Source organism: Caballeronia grimmiae, from assembly GCF_000698555.1.
In the GTDB taxonomy this organism is placed as follows: Bacteria; Pseudomonadota; Gammaproteobacteria; order Burkholderiales; family Burkholderiaceae; genus Caballeronia; species Caballeronia grimmiae.
In genome coordinates this window covers 1-16,357 of sequence record NZ_JFHE01000021.1, presented here as the reverse complement: position 1 = coordinate 16,357, position 16,357 = coordinate 1, and the positions used below count along the sequence as shown (strand labels likewise).

The 16,357-nt window shown below is 65.0% G+C and carries 12 protein-coding genes; 4 read left to right on the top strand and 8 right to left on the bottom strand.

What is annotated here, in order from left to right; all coding sequences use genetic code 11:
* Positions 1–5: 5 nt before the first annotated feature.
* Complete coding sequence (locus BG57_RS19740; RefSeq protein WP_035967395.1) at positions 6–707, top strand: ABC transporter ATP-binding protein; 702 nt, start codon at positions 6–8, stop codon at positions 705–707.
* Between the two features lie 30 nt (positions 708–737).
* On the opposite strand, the gene pgi is transcribed toward BG57_RS19740, so the two are convergent.
* The 3 genes from pgi to BG57_RS19725 all read right to left on the bottom strand — a co-directional run bounded on the left by pgi (position 738) and on the right by BG57_RS19725 (position 5,456).
* A complete protein-coding gene (gene pgi / locus BG57_RS19735) occupies positions 738–2,360 on the bottom strand; it encodes a glucose-6-phosphate isomerase (RefSeq protein ID WP_035967393.1) in 1,623 nt (540 codons plus the stop codon).
* Positions 2,361–2,541: 181 nt separating this feature from the next.
* Positions 2,542–4,089 carry a bifunctional ADP-dependent NAD(P)H-hydrate dehydratase/NAD(P)H-hydrate epimerase gene (locus BG57_RS19730; RefSeq protein WP_035967392.1) on the bottom strand — a complete coding sequence of 516 codons (1,548 nt, stop codon included), beginning with the start codon at positions 4,087–4,089 and terminating at the stop codon, positions 2,542–2,544.
* A gap of 74 nt (positions 4,090–4,163) precedes the next feature.
* Positions 4,164–5,456 carry an FAD-dependent oxidoreductase gene (locus tag BG57_RS19725; protein ID WP_035967391.1) on the bottom strand — a complete coding sequence of 431 codons (1,293 nt, stop codon included), beginning with the start codon at positions 5,454–5,456 and terminating at the stop codon, positions 4,164–4,166.
* 390 nt (positions 5,457–5,846) lie between these two features.
* Between BG57_RS19725 and purL the strand changes: the two genes are divergently transcribed.
* Both purL and BG57_RS19715 read left to right on the top strand, forming a co-directional pair.
* A complete protein-coding gene (gene purL / locus BG57_RS19720) occupies positions 5,847–9,884 on the top strand; it encodes a phosphoribosylformylglycinamidine synthase (protein WP_035967390.1) in 4,038 nt (1,345 codons plus the stop codon).
* A gap of 202 nt (positions 9,885–10,086) precedes the next feature.
* Entirely contained in the window at positions 10,087–10,851 is a 765-nt protein-coding gene (locus BG57_RS19715) for a bestrophin-like domain (protein ID WP_035967389.1), read from the top strand.
* An 83-nt stretch (positions 10,852–10,934) separates the two neighbouring features.
* Here BG57_RS19715 and BG57_RS19710 read toward each other — a convergent pair whose 3' ends face one another.
* The 5 genes from BG57_RS19710 to BG57_RS19690 all read right to left on the bottom strand — a co-directional run bounded on the left by BG57_RS19710 (position 10,935) and on the right by BG57_RS19690 (position 14,880).
* Positions 10,935–11,717, bottom strand: coding sequence for a peptidylprolyl isomerase (locus tag BG57_RS19710; protein WP_035967388.1), 783 nt, complete (start codon positions 11,715–11,717; stop codon positions 10,935–10,937).
* Between the two features lie 94 nt (positions 11,718–11,811).
* The gene (locus BG57_RS19705; protein WP_035967387.1) at positions 11,812–12,126 is read right to left on the bottom strand and encodes a BolA family protein; all 315 of its coding nucleotides are present in this window, start codon (positions 12,124–12,126) and stop codon (positions 11,812–11,814) included.
* The gene (locus tag BG57_RS19700) at positions 12,123–12,662 is read right to left on the bottom strand and encodes a septation protein A (protein ID WP_035967386.1); all 540 of its coding nucleotides are present in this window, start codon (positions 12,660–12,662) and stop codon (positions 12,123–12,125) included. The genes BG57_RS19705 and BG57_RS19700 overlap by 4 nt, the downstream gene beginning before the upstream one ends.
* Before the next feature lie 126 nt (positions 12,663–12,788).
* Positions 12,789–13,211, bottom strand: a complete 423-nt coding sequence (gene msrB / locus BG57_RS19695) for a peptide-methionine (R)-S-oxide reductase MsrB (protein WP_035967385.1) — start codon at positions 13,209–13,211, stop codon at positions 12,789–12,791.
* Positions 13,212–13,278: 67 nt separating this feature from the next.
* On the bottom strand, positions 13,279–14,880 hold the full coding sequence (locus tag BG57_RS19690; RefSeq protein ID WP_035967382.1) for a protein adenylyltransferase SelO: 1,602 nt from the start codon (positions 14,878–14,880) through the stop codon (positions 13,279–13,281).
* Positions 14,881–15,010: 130 nt separating this feature from the next.
* On the opposite strand from BG57_RS19690, the gene BG57_RS19685 reads away from it, so the two are divergent.
* A partial coding sequence (locus BG57_RS19685; RefSeq protein ID WP_035967380.1) for a 3-(methylthio)propionyl-CoA ligase occupies positions 15,011–16,357 on the top strand: 1,347 nt, incomplete at its 3' end.

Sequence of the window (16,357 nt, the reverse complement as noted above, 5' to 3'; positions counted from 1 at the left end):
TGTCCATGCAAAACGATATCGAGCCGGTCATCGAAGTACGGGGATTAAGCAAGCGGGTGAAGGACGCAACGGGCGAGCTCACGATTCTCGATCAGATCGATCTGTCCATCGCGAAGGGCAGCAGCGTGGCGATCGTCGGGGCATCGGGCTCGGGCAAGTCGACACTGCTCGGCCTGCTCGCGGGATTGGACAGCGCGAGCGAGGGCTCGGTTCGCCTGTTGGGCAAGGAACTGACGACGCTCGACGAAGATCAGCGCGCCGCGCTCAGAAGCGGCGCGGTCGGCTTCGTGTTTCAGTCATTCCAGTTGATGCCGCATCTGACCGCGCTCGAGAACGTCATGCTGCCGCTCGAACTGCGCGCCGAGATGCCGCATGATCAGATCGCGCAGCGCGCCCGGTCGCTGCTGGAGCAAGTCGGGCTTTCACAACGTACAGGCCATTATCCGAAGCTGCTGTCCGGTGGCGAGCAGCAACGCGTGGCGCTGGCGCGCGCCTTCGTCACGCATCCCGCAGTCCTGTTCGCCGATGAACCCACGGGCAGCCTCGACGCCGGCACGGGCTACGCGATCATCGACCTGATGTTCGAGATGAACAGCCGCAACGGTGCGACGCTCGTGCTCGTCACCCACGATGCCGAACTCGCCGAACGCTGCGACGCGACGGTGACGATCGAAGCGGGGCGGCTCGTCAACGGCCTGAGCGTCTAGCCGCAGTCGAGCCGCCGCCGCCATCGGCGTTCAGCGCTTGAGCGCCTTGCGCGCGCGTTCGATCAGCGCGGACGTCGACGAATCATGCTTCGATGCATCGACGCTCGCAGCGGTGATATCCGCTTCGACGACCTTGCCGAGAATCTTGCCCAGCTCCACGCCCCATTGGTCGAACGAGTTGACGTTCCACACCGTTCCCTGCACCAGCACCTTGTGCTCGTAAAGCGCGATAAGCGCACCAAGCGATTGCGGCGTGAGCGCATCGAGCATGATGGTCGTCGTGGGCCGGTTGCCCGGGAAGCTCAGATGGGTCGCGAGCGCCTCCTTGCCCGGGCCCGCGACCTTCTTCGCTTCTTCCAGCGTGCGTCCGAGCATCAACGCTTCGCTTTGCGCAAAGCAGTTGGCGAGCAGTTTCGCGTGATGATCGACGAGCGGATGCTCGGGCGTCAGCACGGCGATGAAGTCGATCGGAATGAGCGTCGGCCCCTGATGCAGCATCTGGAAGAACGCGTGCTGGCCGTTCGTGCCCGGCTCGCCCCAGATCACCGCGGCCGTGGGGTAATCGACCATGCCGCCGTCGAGCGTCGCGGACTTGCCGTTGCTCTCCATCTCCAGTTGCTGCAGATACGACGGCAGATAGTGCAGCGCCTGCGAGTAAGGCGCGATCAGATCGCTCTGCGAGCCGAAGAAGTTGCGATACCAGATGCCGATCATTCCCATCAGCACCGGCAGATTCTCGGCCAGCGGCGCTTCGCGGAAATGGCGGTCCATCTGGTCCGCGCCTTCCAGCAGCGCGTCGAAGTTCTTCGGCCCGACCGACAGCATGATCGACAAGCCGACCGCCGACCACAGCGAATAGCGGCCTCCGACCCAGTCCCACATCTCGAAGACGTTTTCCTTCGCGATGCCGAACTTCACGACCTCCGCCGGATTCGCCGACACGCCGACGAAATGCTTCGACAGTTGATCTTCCGGACAGCCCTGCTGAATAAACCAGTTGCGCATCGAATGCGCGTTGGTCATGGTTTCGAGCGTGGTGAACGTCTTCGAGACGATAATCGCGAGCGTCTCTTCCGCGTCGATCTGCTCGAGCACGTTGTAGAGATCGGCGCCATCGACGTTGGAGACGAAATGCGTATCCAGTTCCTTCGACGCCAGATGATGCAGCGCATGCACGACCATCTTCGGCCCGAGATCGGACCCGCCGATGCCGATGTTCACCACATGGCGAATGCGCTTGCCGGAGTAGCCGGTCCACGAGCCGTCGCGAACCTTGTCGGCGAACGCGGCCATCTTCGCTTTTTCGGCTTGCACTTGCTGATGGAACGGCGCGTCGGGCGACTGAGCGCGCAAGGCGGTGTGCAACACGGCCCGTTCTTCGGTGATGTTAACGATGTCGCCATTGAACATCGCGTCGCGGCGCTTCGTGACGCCGGCCTGCTCGGCCAGCTGAATCAGCAGTTCGAGCGTCGCGTCGGTGATGCGGTTCTTCGAGAAATCGATGGTGAGTCCGCCGCCGTCGAACGTCAGGCGCTCCGCGCGCGTCGGTGCGGTGTCGTTTTGCGGCGCGAACCAGTCGCGCAGGCGCTCGCCGGAGATGGCATCGTAATGCGATTGGAGCGCCGACCAGGCGGGAAGCGAATTGAGCGTCATAGCGGTCCGATAGTCGTGATTAACAGAAAACTTTCGTGCGATGCGGTTCGGCCAGGTGCGTGCTCTGCGGCCATCGAGGTTCGTCGAACGCAGCCCGTGCCGCCGCGGATGCCCGAATCAAGGGAGCAAAAGGAAACAAAGGGAGTATAGCGACGATGCGTGAACGGATGCTTGCAACGCGTCACACGCTGTCGGCATAGAAGCGGCGATTGATGAGCTTGCGCACTTGCGGCGCGAGTTCGCCGGCGGTGAGTCCGGCGGGCCCCGTGCCTTCCGCGGTCAGCGTCTGTGCCGCCAGCCCGTGCAAGTAGACGCCCGCGAGCGCGGCTTCATGCGCCGGCAGCTTTTGCGCAAGCAATGCTCCGATGAGACCGCCGAGCACGTCGCCGGTGCCGCCGGTCGCGAGTCCGGCGTTGCCAGTCGGATTCACCGCGACGCGGCCATCCGGCGATGCGATCACCGTTCCCGAGCCTTTCAGCACGGCGACGGCGGCATAACGCGCCGAAAGCTGGCGCGCGGCGACGATGCGGTCCGCCTGCACGCTCCTCGCATCCGTTTGCAGCAGGCGCGCGGCTTCGAGCGGGTGCGGCGTCAGGATGCACGGATCGCCCGCTTGCCCGCGCGCGGCGACTTCGCGGGCGAGGGCGTCGTCTTCGGCGACGAGGTTGAGCGCATCGGCGTCGAGCAGCTTCGGCATGTCGAGCTTCAACACGTCGGCGAGCACTTTCTTCGCACGATCGCTTTTGCCCATGCCGCAGCCGATGGCGAGCGCGTCCATCTTGTCGAGGGCGAAGCCGTCGACGTGATGCAGCATGAGTTCGGGATGCGGCGGATCGTAGGGCGGGCCGCCTTCGCCGAGAAACGCGACGTGGACCTTGCCCGCGCCGCCATAGAGCGCCATGCGGGCGGCCAGAATCGGCGCGCCGCACATGCCGGTATCGCCGCCGACGACCGCGAGCGTCCCGAACGTGCCCTTGTTGGTCGCGTAGTCGCGCGGCGGCAGATGCGCGCGAAACAGCGACGTTGCGTTGAGCACGACGGACGGCGCCGCGAGCGGCTCCACGTCCAGCGTCGCGACATGCAGCGTGCCGCACAAATCGCGGCCCTGCGCGGTGACGAGGCCCGGCTTCGCGCCGATGAAGGTCATCGTGACAGTCGCGCGCACCGCGTCGCCGCCGCCGACGGGCGTGCCGGTATCGCTGTCGAGGCCGCTCGGCACGTCGAGCGCCAGCACGCGGCCCGACTCGCGCCCGCGACGCGACATGCGCACCGCGATGTTGGCGAAGACGCCATCGAGCGCACGCGTGAGGCCGATGCCGAACATCCCGTCGACGAGCCAGCCGAGGCCATCGAACGACGCGGGCGGCTCGCTTTCGATCGTGACCCGGGCGGCGCGTGCGGCGTCGAGCGCCCAGCGCGCGTCGTCGGGCTTGACTTCGCTCGGCATGCTGACGCGCACGGCAACGCCCGCACGATGCAGCCGTTCAGCGACGACGAGCGCATCGCCGCCGTTGTTGCCGGGGCCGGCCGCGATCCAGACCGGGAGCGTGGCCGCGTCCGGATCGCGGGCGAGGGCGTCTAGCAGATAGTTCGCGGCGGCCTCGCCTGCACGCGCCATTAGCGTATGCGGCGGCAGCGCGGCAGCGGCGCGCGCCTCGACCGCGCGCAGTTCGTTCAGCGTGAGCAGCGCGAGGGCGTCGTCGTCGGGTGTGAAGTAGGAAGCGGTCATGGGTGGCGCGGAGCAGATGAGCGGGCGGTCGACGGAAGGTGATCCGGCTCGCACCCTTCATGCCACCCCGCGGCTCAGAAGCGTTCGATGTTGAGCGCCGCGAGCGTGTCGGCGGGGATGTCGGGCGTCACACCCGAGACCAGATCCGCGACCACTTTAGCAGAGCCGCAGGCCAGGCCCCAGCCGGCCGGGCCATGCGCCGCGTTCACGAAAAGGCGCGGATGCTGCGTCGTGCCGACGACCGGCAGGCCATCGACGGACAAGAGGCGCAAGCCGTCCCACGCGCGCGCCGCCGAGACGCGCGCCGCGCCCGGAATCCAGTCGTGCGTGCCCTGGCCGAGCACATCGTGCGCGCGGCGGGCGAGGGCGGCGTCGAGCGGCTTGTCGGCTTTCGAGAGGCTCTGGAAGACCCCCGCGCCGCCGACGCGCAGGCGCTGATGCACGCGCGTCATCGTGATGCGCTTCACGGAATCGACGACCGTCGTGTGCGGCGCGCGCTCGTCGTAGGCGACCGGCGCGGTCAGCGTATGCACCCGCACCGGATACAGCGACGGCGTCGACCGGAAGCCGCTCAGCAACGCGGGCGTATCGGCGCCGGCCGCGACGACGATGGCATCGGCGGAAATCAGTTCCACCTCGCTCGGACGCTTCACGCTGCCCTTCGCGCCCGACAATTCGACCACCGCGCGGCGCTCCTCCAGGCGCACCGCGGCGACATCCCGGTTCATGCGGAACTGCACGCCGCTGTCTTCGAGAAGCTGCTTGAGCTGTTTCGTGAAATGCGGGCAATTGGCGGTGCGCTCGGCGGACAGCAGCACGCCCCCGGCGAATGCCGGATCGTCGGGCACGGACGGCTCGAAGGCGACGCATTCCTCCGGCGTCAGGACCCGGTGCGGCACGCCGACGTCTCTCAGCAAGTCGATCGCCGGCTGCGCGTCCTCCAGCTCGCGGGCATTGCGGAACACGTGCAGCAGGCCGACGCGCTGCTCGAACTCCAGCTCGTGTTTCGTTTCGATTTCGGCGATGCAACGCCGCGACAACGCGACGAGCGGCTGAAGCAGCGCATATTGCGCGGCGAACGCCTCCGGCTTGCGCAGCCGCCCGAGCTGCTTCAGAAATTCGCGGGCCGCGCCGTCGAAGCCGGTCTTGACCAGCATGCCGCTCTGTTTCGCGCGGGACGACGCCATGAACGTCGGGCCGAACCAGACGTCGAGCGGCGAGGGCAGCAGCGCGCCGCCCTGGCCGTAGGTCGCACCCTGGGCGACGGTCGCGTGGCGTTCGATCACGCAGACGCGATGCCCGGCCGAGTGCAACTGATAGGCGGTGGCGATGCCGGCGATTCCTCCGCCGATGACGATGACATCCATGATTTTTTGTGCCCGAAGGCGGGTATAGCACGGCCGGGGCGGCGCATCGCGCGCCGGAAAAGCCGCATGTTCTAACGGCAGGACGGCGAGCACGGCGGCATGCCGCGCCCCTGGAAAGCGCGCCATGATAGCGCCAAATTCGCTGCCTAGGGACCGCCAATCGGGCCTCGCCGCGCGTGCGGCCCGGGCGTCCGGCTATTTCGGGAAACGCGCCGAAGAACGCGCGTCGCCCGCGGCGTGGACACGACAGGCCGCCCGCGCCGCAGCCCTCCGATTTCGAGACGCATCCAGGGTATAATCGCGGTCTTCCTTTCGCCTCACGCCGCTTTGCACACTCGGCGCTCCGAGTGCCGTCGAGCGGCTCACAGACGTCATCGACGCATCGTCACAATGGCCCACTTCTCGTGTTTTCCCGGCGCTTCGGCTCTCTCCGATTTCCGTCAGACCCGTCTTCTTGAAACGCTCGTCAAAATCGATGCGAATATCGTCGGCGTGCGCGGGCAATTCCTGCATTTCGTCAACTCGTCGGAGCCGCTCTCCGATGAGGACACGAACCGCATCCACGCGCTGATGCACTACGGCGCCCCGTTCGAGGAGCCTAAGGAACGCGGCCACGTCGAGACCTTCATGGTCGTGCCGCGTTTCGGCACGGTGTCGCCGTGGGCGAGCAAGGCCACCGACATCGCGCATCATTGCGGACTGACGCAGGTGCGGCGCATCGAGCGCGGCGTCGAATATTCCGTCGTCATGAAAAGCGGGCTGCTCGGCGGCAAGAAGACGCTGTCGGACGAAGCGCGCGCACAAGTGGCCGACGCGCTGCACGACCGCATGACGGAGAACGTCGCGGCGTCGCGCGATCAGGCACTGCATCTCTTCGATGAGCTGCCCGCGAAGCCGCTGCAAACGGTCGACATCATCGGCACGGGACGCCGCGCGCTCGAAGCCGCGAACATGGAACTCGGGCTCGCGCTGGCCGACGACGAGATCGACTATCTGGTGGACGCGTTCAAAGGACTGAAGCGCAATCCGACCGACGTCGAGCTGATGATGTTCGCGCAGGCCAACAGCGAGCATTGCCGCCACAAGATTTTCAACGGCGAATGGACCATCGACGGCGAGAAGCAGGACATGTCGCTGTTTCAGATGATTCGCAACACCGAGAAGCTGAATCACGAAGGGACGATCGTCGCGTATTCCGACAATTCGGCGATCATGCAGGGCGGCATCGCGGAGCGCTGGTTCCCGCGCGGCGACAGCGAGCACTACGGGCGCCACGTCGAGCTGACGCACACGCTGATGAAGGTCGAGACGCATAACCACCCGACGGCCATTTCGCCGTTCGCCGGCGCGGCGACGGGCTCGGGCGGCGAAATCCGCGACGAAGGCGCGACGGGCCGCGGCGCGCGTCCGAAGGCCGGTCTCGCAGGCTTCACGGTCTCGAATCTCGACTTGCCCGATGCGCGGCAGAAGTGGGAGAACGCCCGCGACTGCGCAACGCCGCTGCCGTCGCGCAACCCCGCCGATCAGCACGAGCCGTATGGCCGGCCGGAGCGCATCGCATCGCCGTTGCAGATCATGATCGACGGCCCGATCGGCGCGGCCGCGTTCAACAACGAATTCGGCCGCCCGAACCTCGGCGGCTACTTCCGCACCTACGAGCAGAACGCCGCGGGCCGCGTGTACGGCTATCACAAGCCGATCATGATCGCCGGCGGCATCGGCAATATTTCGGATCAGCATACGCACAAGCACGACTTGCCTGCGGGCACGCTGCTGATCCAGATCGGCGGGCCGGGCATGCGCATCGGCATGGGCGGGGGCGCGGCGTCGTCGATGGCGACCGGCGCGAACACCGCCGAACTCGATTTCGATTCGGTCCAGCGCGGCAATCCGGAAATTCAGCGCCGCGCGCAGGAAGTCATCAACGCGTGCTGGCAGCAGGGCGAGCGCAATCCGATTCTGTCGATCCACGACGTCGGCGCGGGCGGCATCTCCAATGCATTCCCCGAACTCGTCGATGGCGCGGGCAAGGGCGCGCGCTTCGATCTGCGCAAGGTCCAACTGGAGGAAACCGGCCTGTCGCCGCGCGAAATCTGGTCGAACGAAGCGCAAGAGCGTTATGTGCTGGCGATCGCGCCGGCCGATTATCCCGCGTTCGAAGCGATCTGCGAGCGCGAACGCTGCCCGGTCGCGGTCGTCGGCGTGGCGACGGACGAGCGTCAGCTCAAAGTCGTCGACGATGACAACGAAGGCCAGCCGCCCGTCGACATGCCGATGGACGTGCTGCTCGGCAAGCCGCCGAAGATGCATCGCGACGTCAAGCGCGAAACCGCGCGTTTCGAGCCCGTCGACGTGACGGGCCTGCTGCTGTCCGAAATCGCGGTCGATGTGCTGAAGCATCCGAGCGTCGCGAGCAAGTCGTTCCTCATCACCATCGGCGACCGTTCGGTGGGCGGCACGACCGCACGCGACCAGTTCGTCGGGCCGTGGCAAGTGCCCGTCGCCGACTGCGCGATCACGACGATGGACTACGCGGGCTTCCGCGGCGAAGCCATGACGATGGCCGAACGCACGCCGCTCGCCGTGATCGACGCGCCCGCATCCGGCCGCATGGCGGTGGGCGAGGCGGTGACGAACATCGCGTCCGCGCCGATCGAATCGCTGAACAAGCTGAAGCTGTCGGCCAACTGGATGGCCGCGTGCGGCAGCGCGGGCGAAGACGCCGCGCTCTACGACACCGTGAAAGCAATCGGCATGGAACTGTGCCCGGCGCTCGGCATCAGCATTCCGGTCGGCAAGGATTCGCTGTCGATGCGCACGAAGTGGCAGGATGCACGCGGCGCGCAGAAGGAAGTGGTGTCGCCGGTGTCGCTGATCATTTCGGCGTTCGCGCCGGTCGAGGACGTGCGCCGTCACCTGACGCCGCAACTCACCGCCGATACGGACACCGTGCTGATCGCGATCGACCTCGGCCGCGGGCGCAATCGCCTTGGCGGCAGCATCCTCGCGCAGGTCACGCAGCAAGTCGGCGACACGACGCCGGACGTCGACGATCCCGAAGACCTGAAGCGCTTCTTCGCCGCGATTCAGGCGCTCAACGCCGATGGCAAGCTGCTCGCTTACCATGACCGCTCGGACGGCGGCCTGTGGGCGACGGTCTGCGAAATGGCGTTTGCGGGCCACGTGGGGGTGTCGCTGAACGTCGACATGCTGACGCTCGACGCGAATCACGAATTCGATTACGGCGACGCGAAGGACTGGACCAAGCAGACGAGCGGCCGCCGCGACGATCGCACGCTGCGCGCGCTTTTTACCGAAGAACTGGGCGCGGTGGTGCAGGTGCGCGCATCGGACCGCGACGCGGTGCTCGCCGCGCTGCGCGAACACGGGTTGTCGGCGTGCTCGCATGTCATCGGCAAGCCGAACGAGCGCGATGCGATCGAAATCTATCGCGACGCCAAGAAAATCTACGATGCGCCGCGCGTCGAGCTGCATCGTGCGTGGAGCGAAGTGAGCTGGCGCATTGCGCGTCTGCGCGACAACCCCGCGTGCGCCGACGCCGAATACGACGCCCTGCTCGATGCGAACGATCCGGGTCTGTCGCCGGTGCTGACCTTCGATCCGGCGGAAGACGTCGCAGCTCCCTTCATCGCGACGAACAAGCGCCCGCGCGTGGCGATCCTGCGAGAGCAGGGCGTGAACTCGCATCTGGAGACGGCTTACGCATTCGATCGCGCCGGCTTCGACGCGCACGACGTCCACATGAGCGACCTGCTCGAAGGCCGCGCGACGCTCGCCGATTTTGCGGGCGCGGTGGCATGCGGCGGCTTCTCGTATGGGGACGTGCTCGGCGCGGGCGAAGGCTGGGCGAAGACGATCCGCTTCAATCCGCGTCTCGCGGACATGTTCGCGGCGTTCTTCGGCCGCCAGGACACGTTCGCGCTCGGCATTTGCAACGGTTGCCAGATGTTGTCGAGCCTGGCGTCGATCATTCCCGGCGCGGAGGCCTGGCCGAAGTTCACGCGCAACAAGTCGGAACAGTTCGAGGCGCGCTTCTCGCTCGTCGAAGTGCAAAACTCGCCGTCGATCTTCTTCGCGGGCATGGAAGGCTCGCGCATTCCGGTGGCGGTCGCGCACGGCGAAGGCTTTGCGGACTTCTCGCAACAGGGCGATGCAGCCAGCGCACTCGTGTCGATGCGCTATGTCGATCATCGCGGCAACGCCACGGAAAGCTATCCGCTCAACCCGAACGGATCGCCGCAGGGCATCACGTCGGTGACGACGCCCGATGGCCGTTTCACGGTGCTGATGCCGCACATGGAGCGTGTGCATCGCAATGTGCAGATGAGCTGGACGCCCGATGACTGGACCACGGACGCCAGCCCGTGGCTGCGCGTGTTCCAGAACGCGCGGCGGTTCATGGGGTAAGCTGCGCGTCGATGGCGCCTTGAAACAGGACGGTTCACCCGAGCCCGCCTGACGCCCTCGAGAAAGTCGGACTCCTGTTCGACGTTCCCGAGGGCTTTTTGCATCCGGCGGCGATGACTTGTCGCGGCTGACAGGAAGTGATATCGGTGGGCAGGACGCCGCGCGTTTCAGCGAGTGAGCGTCGATATCCGGAGGCCATCGCATGGCAGGATTCGTCGCTCATCCAGCGTTTCTTTTCGTGGTGCTTCTCGTGGGTTTCATCGCGGCGGTGGCCCTCGGAGGTTTCGTTCGCCGACGCATCCGCGAACTCTCCGCCGAAGAACGCGAAGACTTCAACGTCGTTCAGACCGCAACGCTGACCCTGCTTGCGCTGCTGATCGGCTTCTGTCTCTCGATGGCCGTTGGCCGCTACGACACGCGCAAGACGCTCGAAGAAGCGGAAGCGAACGCGATCGGCACGGAGTACGCGCGAGCGGACCTGGCGGGTGCGCCCGTCGATAGCCGTATCAAAAGCTTGCTGATCGACTATGCGCGGCTACGAGCCGCTTACTATCGGGCGAGCGATCGCGCCCGCATGACGCAGATCGGAATGGAAACAGCGGCGCTGCAGACCCGGCTGTGGGACCTCGCGAAGCAGGTCGCCAAGGCTCAGCCGACGCCGATCGGCGGCATCGTCGTAACGGGCATGAACGACGTGCTCAACTCGCAGGATTATTCGGAAGCAGCCCGAATCAATCACATTCCGTTGGGCGCGTGGTTTCTCTTGATCGCCATCGGAGGCTTTGCGTGCGTCGTGCAAGGTTACGGTGCGCGAGGCGCGCTTCGGAAGGGATGGCTCATCACGATCCTGCCGGTGACGGTTTCATTGTCCGTCGCGCTTATCGCCGATATCGACAGCCCGCAGAGCGGCATCATCCGCGTGCAACCGCAGAATCTGAGCAGGCTCCTGCTGTCGTTGGGCGCGTAGCGGACCGCGCTCCAGGCGCAAGAAACGACAAAGCCGCCCGAGGGCGGCTTCGCTTTGCAACGCGTGAATGCCGAAAAGCGCGCTTACTTGATCACGGCCTTCTTGCGCAGTTCCTCTTCGAAATCCTGCAGCTTCTGCTGCTGCATCTGCTGCGCAATCTGCGCCTTGACCTGATCGAACGGCGGCGGGGCGACTTCGCGGCTATCGTCCAGACGAATGACGTGCCAGCCGAATTGCGTCTTCACCGGCGCGGCCGTCACTTCACCCTTCTTGAGCTTCTCCGCCGCTGCGCCGAATTCCGGCACGTAAGCCGACGGCGACGACCAGTCCAGATCGCCGCCATTCTTGCCCGATCCCGGGTCCTTCGAATACTGCTTCGCGAGATCCTCGAAGCTCGCGCCGCCCTTGATCTTCGCGATCAGGTCCTTTGCCTGCGCTTCGTCTTCCACGAGGATGTGATGCAGATGCAGTTCCTTGCCGCCGCCCGTCTGCTTCACGAGCTGGTCGTAGCGTGCCTTGACTTCGGCATCGCTCGGCTTGTTCTTGGCGACGAAGTTCTCGATCAGCGCGCGCAGCACCACGGTCTGCTGCGCGACGGCGATTTGCGCCTTCACGTCCGGGCGCATTGCGATGCCTTCGCGTCCGGCTTCCTGCATCAGGATCTCGCGATTGATGAGTTCCTCACGCACCGCCTGCTGCAGTTGGGGCGAATCCTGCTGACCCTGCTGGACGAGCTGCTTCACGAGCGCATCGGCGCGCGCCGTGGGAATCGGCGTGCCGTTGACGACGGCGATGTTTTGCGCAAACGCGGGAGCCGCCGCGCATGCCGCCAGCAACACCCAGACGCGGGTTTTTTTCAAAGTCATCGGAGGTTCCTAACTGAGCAAACTGACGCCTTAACAGGCGAGATTAGCGAAGATAAACCAGGCGCCGGTCCGAGCGAACCGGCACGCCGTGAATTCATTGGAATTGTTCTGCGAACTCTTGCGGCGTGAATGCCCGGATGGCGAGCGCATGCACGCCGCGCCGCATTTCATCGGCCAGCGCATCATACACCAGCCGATGCCGAGCCACGCGCGCCTTGCCGGCAAAGCGTTCGGAGACGACCGTCACCGTGTAATGGCTGCCCGACGCCGCACCGGCGTGGCCCGCATGCGCGGCGCTGTCGTCCTCGATATGCACGGCCTGCGGTTCGAGCGCGGCGGTGAGAAGCGCTTCGAGATGCGTGATCTTCTCTTGCGCGCTTGCGTTGATGAAGTCGAACGATTCGCTCATTGCTTGTCCTCCTCCTTCATGTATTTCGCGAGCCAGAAGCTCTGCGCGACGATGAACAGCACGAGACAGCCCGTCGCGCCGAAGAGCTTGAAGTTGACCCACTGATCGGTGGTGAAGTTATACGCGACGAACAGGTTCACGACGCCCAGCAGCGCGAAAAACACCGCCCACGCGACGTTCAACTGTCCCCACACGCGATGCGGCAAGACGATCTGCTTGCCCATCATCGCTTCGATGAGATTCTTCCTGAAGCCGATCTGCGCGACGATCAGCGCGAACGCGAACAGCCAGTAGAGCGCGGTCGGCTTCCATTTGATGAAGGTGTCGTTATGCAACACGAGCGTCGCGCCGCCGAACACGACAACCACGCCGAGACTGACCCACAACATCGGATCGACCTTGCGGTGACGGAACGCGACCCACGCGATCTGCACGAGCGTCGCGGCGATCGCGACGGCCGTCGCCGTGTAGATGCCCCAGATCTTGAATGCGACGAAAAAGAGGATGATCGGAAACAGATCGAACAGGAATTTCATTGGCGGCCGGAAGTGGTGGGCATCGGATGGTGCGGGTGCAGGAGACACGGCAGCGATAAGCGAACGCCCGCTCGAAAAGCGGGCGTGGATGACACGCGATGCAAGCCCATCGATACCTGCGAGCCCTTACTTGGGTTCGAATTGTAGCGCAGCCGAATTGATGCAATACCGCAGGCCGGTCGGCGCGGGGCCGTCTTCGAACACGTGGCCGAGATGCGCGCCGCAGTTCTTGCAGAGCACTTCGATGCGCAACATGCCGTGCGTGCGATCGGTCTTTTCCTGGATCACTTCGCCGTTGATCGGCTTGAAATAGCTCGGCCAGCCGCAGCCGGCATCGAATTTAGTATCCGACTCGAAAAGCGGCGTGCCGCAGCACACGCAGTCGTAAATGCCGCGCTCGAAATGATCCCAGTACTCGCCGGTGAACGGCCGTTCAGTCGCGGCGTGGCGCGTCACGCGATACTGCGTTTCGCTCAGTTCGCTGCGATAGGCGTCGTCGTCCTTTTTCAGCGGATAGTCGGCGGCGGCGGGGGTGTCGTCTCTGTTCATAAGTATCCTTGGTCGTTTCTTGCGTCCGGTGGACAACGAAGATGGGGGCGGCGCGATGAAGCGCAACTCACGAAGAGCAGCTCACTTCGAGATCGCCCGCCCAGTCTGGCGGAAGGCCGGCGTATGCCTCGTATTCCGGTTGCTCGTCGTACGGGCGGCGCAGCACATCCAGAAGACGTTCGACCTCCGAGAAGTCCTTCTCGTTCGCCTGGCGGATCGCCTGTTCGGCGAGATGATTGCGCAGCACGTACTTCGGGTTCACGCGATTCATCGCCGCGGCGCGCGACGCATCATCGCGCGATTCATGTGCAAGCCGCTCGCGATAGCACACGGCCCACGCATCGAAAGCCGCGCGGTCGAGAAAGAGGTCGCGCACGGCCGCATCGTTCGACGCATCCCCCTTCGATACCTTCGACAGATTGCGGAACGTCAGCGTGAAATCCGCGCGATTCGCATGCATGATTTCGAACAGGGCGTTGGCGAGCTTGTCGTCGCCATCGCGGATGGTTTCGAGCCCGAGCTTCGCGCGCATCTTCGCTTCGAGCGCCGGCGCGAACGCGGTCTTGTACTGCTCGAGCACTTTCTGCGCCTCTTCCACGACGCGTTCCGCGCGGCCTTCCTCGGGCAGATTCGCGCCAAAAAGCGGCACCAGCGCCTGCGCGAGGCAGAACAGGTTCCAGTAACCGACTTGCGGCTGACGGCTATACGAATAGCGGCCCTGCGTATCGGAGTGATTGCAGATGTGATGCGCGTTGAAGCCGTCCATGAAACCGAACGGACCATAGTCGATGGTCAGGCCGAGAATCGACATGTTGTCCGTGTTCATCACGCCGTGGCAAAAGCCGACGCCCTGCCAGTGCGCCATCAGCTCGGCGGTGCTTCGCACGGCTTCACCGAGCAGCGCGAGATACGGGTCGTCCGCCTCGCGGCACTGCGGATAGAAGCGGTCGATGACGTGATCGGCCAGCGCCTTCAGTTCGTCGACGCGATCGTTCGAATAGAAATGCTCGAAGTGTCCGAAGCGCACGAAGCTCGGCGCGATGCGCGTGGCGATCGCAGCCGTCTCGATGGTTTCGCGGCGCACCGGCATGTCGGAGCCGATGACGGCGAGCGCGCGCGTCGTCGGAATGCCGAGATGATGCATCGCCTCCGAGCACAGAAATTCGCGGATCGACGAGCGCAGCACGGCGCGGCCATCGCCCATGCGGGAATAGGGCGTGCGGCCCGCGCCCTTCAGTTGAACTTCGAGGCGCGCGCCGGCGTGTTCCACTTCGCCGAGCGTGATCGCGCGGCCATCGCCCAACTGGCCCGCCCAAACGCCGAACTGATGCCCCGAATACACGGCGGCGTAGGGCATGGCGTCGCGCGGCCACTGCGGCGTCGGATTGCCGGCGAAGTACGCGGCGAATGCGGCGTGTTCCGGGCCGGAAGCGACGCTTGCATCGAAGCCAAGCGAATCGGCGGCTTCGCGCGAAACGGCGACGACGTAAGGATCGGGAACCGGTGTGGCGGGAAGGCGGGTCAGGAACGCGGAACCGAGCGCGGCGAAGGAACCGGGACGGCCGCTCCGGACGGCATCGGCGATGCGCTGCATGGAGCCGGCGGGGGACGCGAGTTCATCGGCTTCGTCGGTCGTTGCGCGCACCGCATTGCTTGGGGAAAACGACATATTGAGCGCCTCAGAGTTAAACGATATTGTAATTCCGCGCCCGCCGGCCTGCAGGACCGCCCTCGCGGCGGCAACCATGACGGTCACCATCGCGTAGCCAACCGCATTCCACTCGTCGAGGACTTCCCTTATGGCGGCACCGCTTTACGGTCAGATGATGGATGTACCGCTGCTCGCGTCGTCCCTGTTGGCTCATGCAGCACGGCATTTCGGCGATACGGAAATCGTGTCGCGCCGCATCGAAGGCGATGTTCACCGTTACACGTATCGCGATTGCGAGAAACGGGCGAAGCAGCTCGCGCAGGCGCTCGGTGCGCTGGGCGTCGAACAGGGTGATCGCATCGGCACGCTGGCATGGAACGGTTATCGGCATCTCGAGTGTTACTACGGCGTGAGCGGCATGGGCGCCGTCTGCCATACGATCAACCCGCGTCTTTTTCCGGATCAGGTCGCGTTCATCATCGACCACGCCGACGATTCCTACGTGTTCTTCGACATGACCTTCCGGCAGCTCGTCGAGAACATCGCGCCGCAATGCCCGAACGTCAAAGGCTGGATCGCGCTTGGCGACGCTGCATGCATCGCCGAACATCTCGGCGACATGAGCGTGCCGGTGATGAGCTACGAGAGTCTCATTGCGCCGCACGACGGCATCTATGACTGGCCGGTGCTCGACGAGCGCCAGGCCTCGTTTCTCTGCTACACGTCGGGCACGACCGGCAATCCGAAGGGCGCGCTGTACTCGCATCGGTCGACGGTGCTGCATGCGTATGGCGCCGCGTTGCCGGACGCGATGGGTGCATCGTCGAGCGACGCGATCCTGCCCGTCGTGCCCATGTTCCATGTCAACGCGTGGGGCATTCCGCACGCGGGGCCGCTCGTCGGCGCGAAGCTGGTGTTTCCCGGCAAGGACCTGGACGGCCAGTCGCTCTATGAATTGATGGAAGCGGAAGGCGTCACGTATTCGGCGGGCGTGCCGACCGTCTGGCTCGGCTTGCTCGCGTACATGAAGCAGGCAGGCAAGCGCTTTTCGACCTTGAAGCGCACGGTGATCGGCGGTTCGGCCTGTCCGCCGGCGATGCTGCGCGCTTTCGAGGACGATTACGGCGTCGAAGTAATCCACGCGTGGGGCATGACGGAAATGTCGCCGCTCGGCACGCTCGCGCGCCTGAGCTTCAGGCAGAAGCAGCGCTCGCCGGAAGAGCAGCGCGCATCGCGCGAGAAGCAGGGACATGCTCTTTTTGGCGTCGATATGAAAGTGGTCGGCGACGATGGCCGCGAGCTGCCCTGGGACGGCGCATCGTTCGGCGATCTGCACGTGCGCGGCCCGTGGGTCATCGACCGCTATTTCCGCCGCGACGATTCTCCGCTCGTCGACGGCTGGTTCCCGACGGGCGACGTCGCGACCATCGATGCCGATGGCTTCATGCACATCACCGATCGCAGCAAGGACGTGATCAAGTCGGGCGGCGAGTGG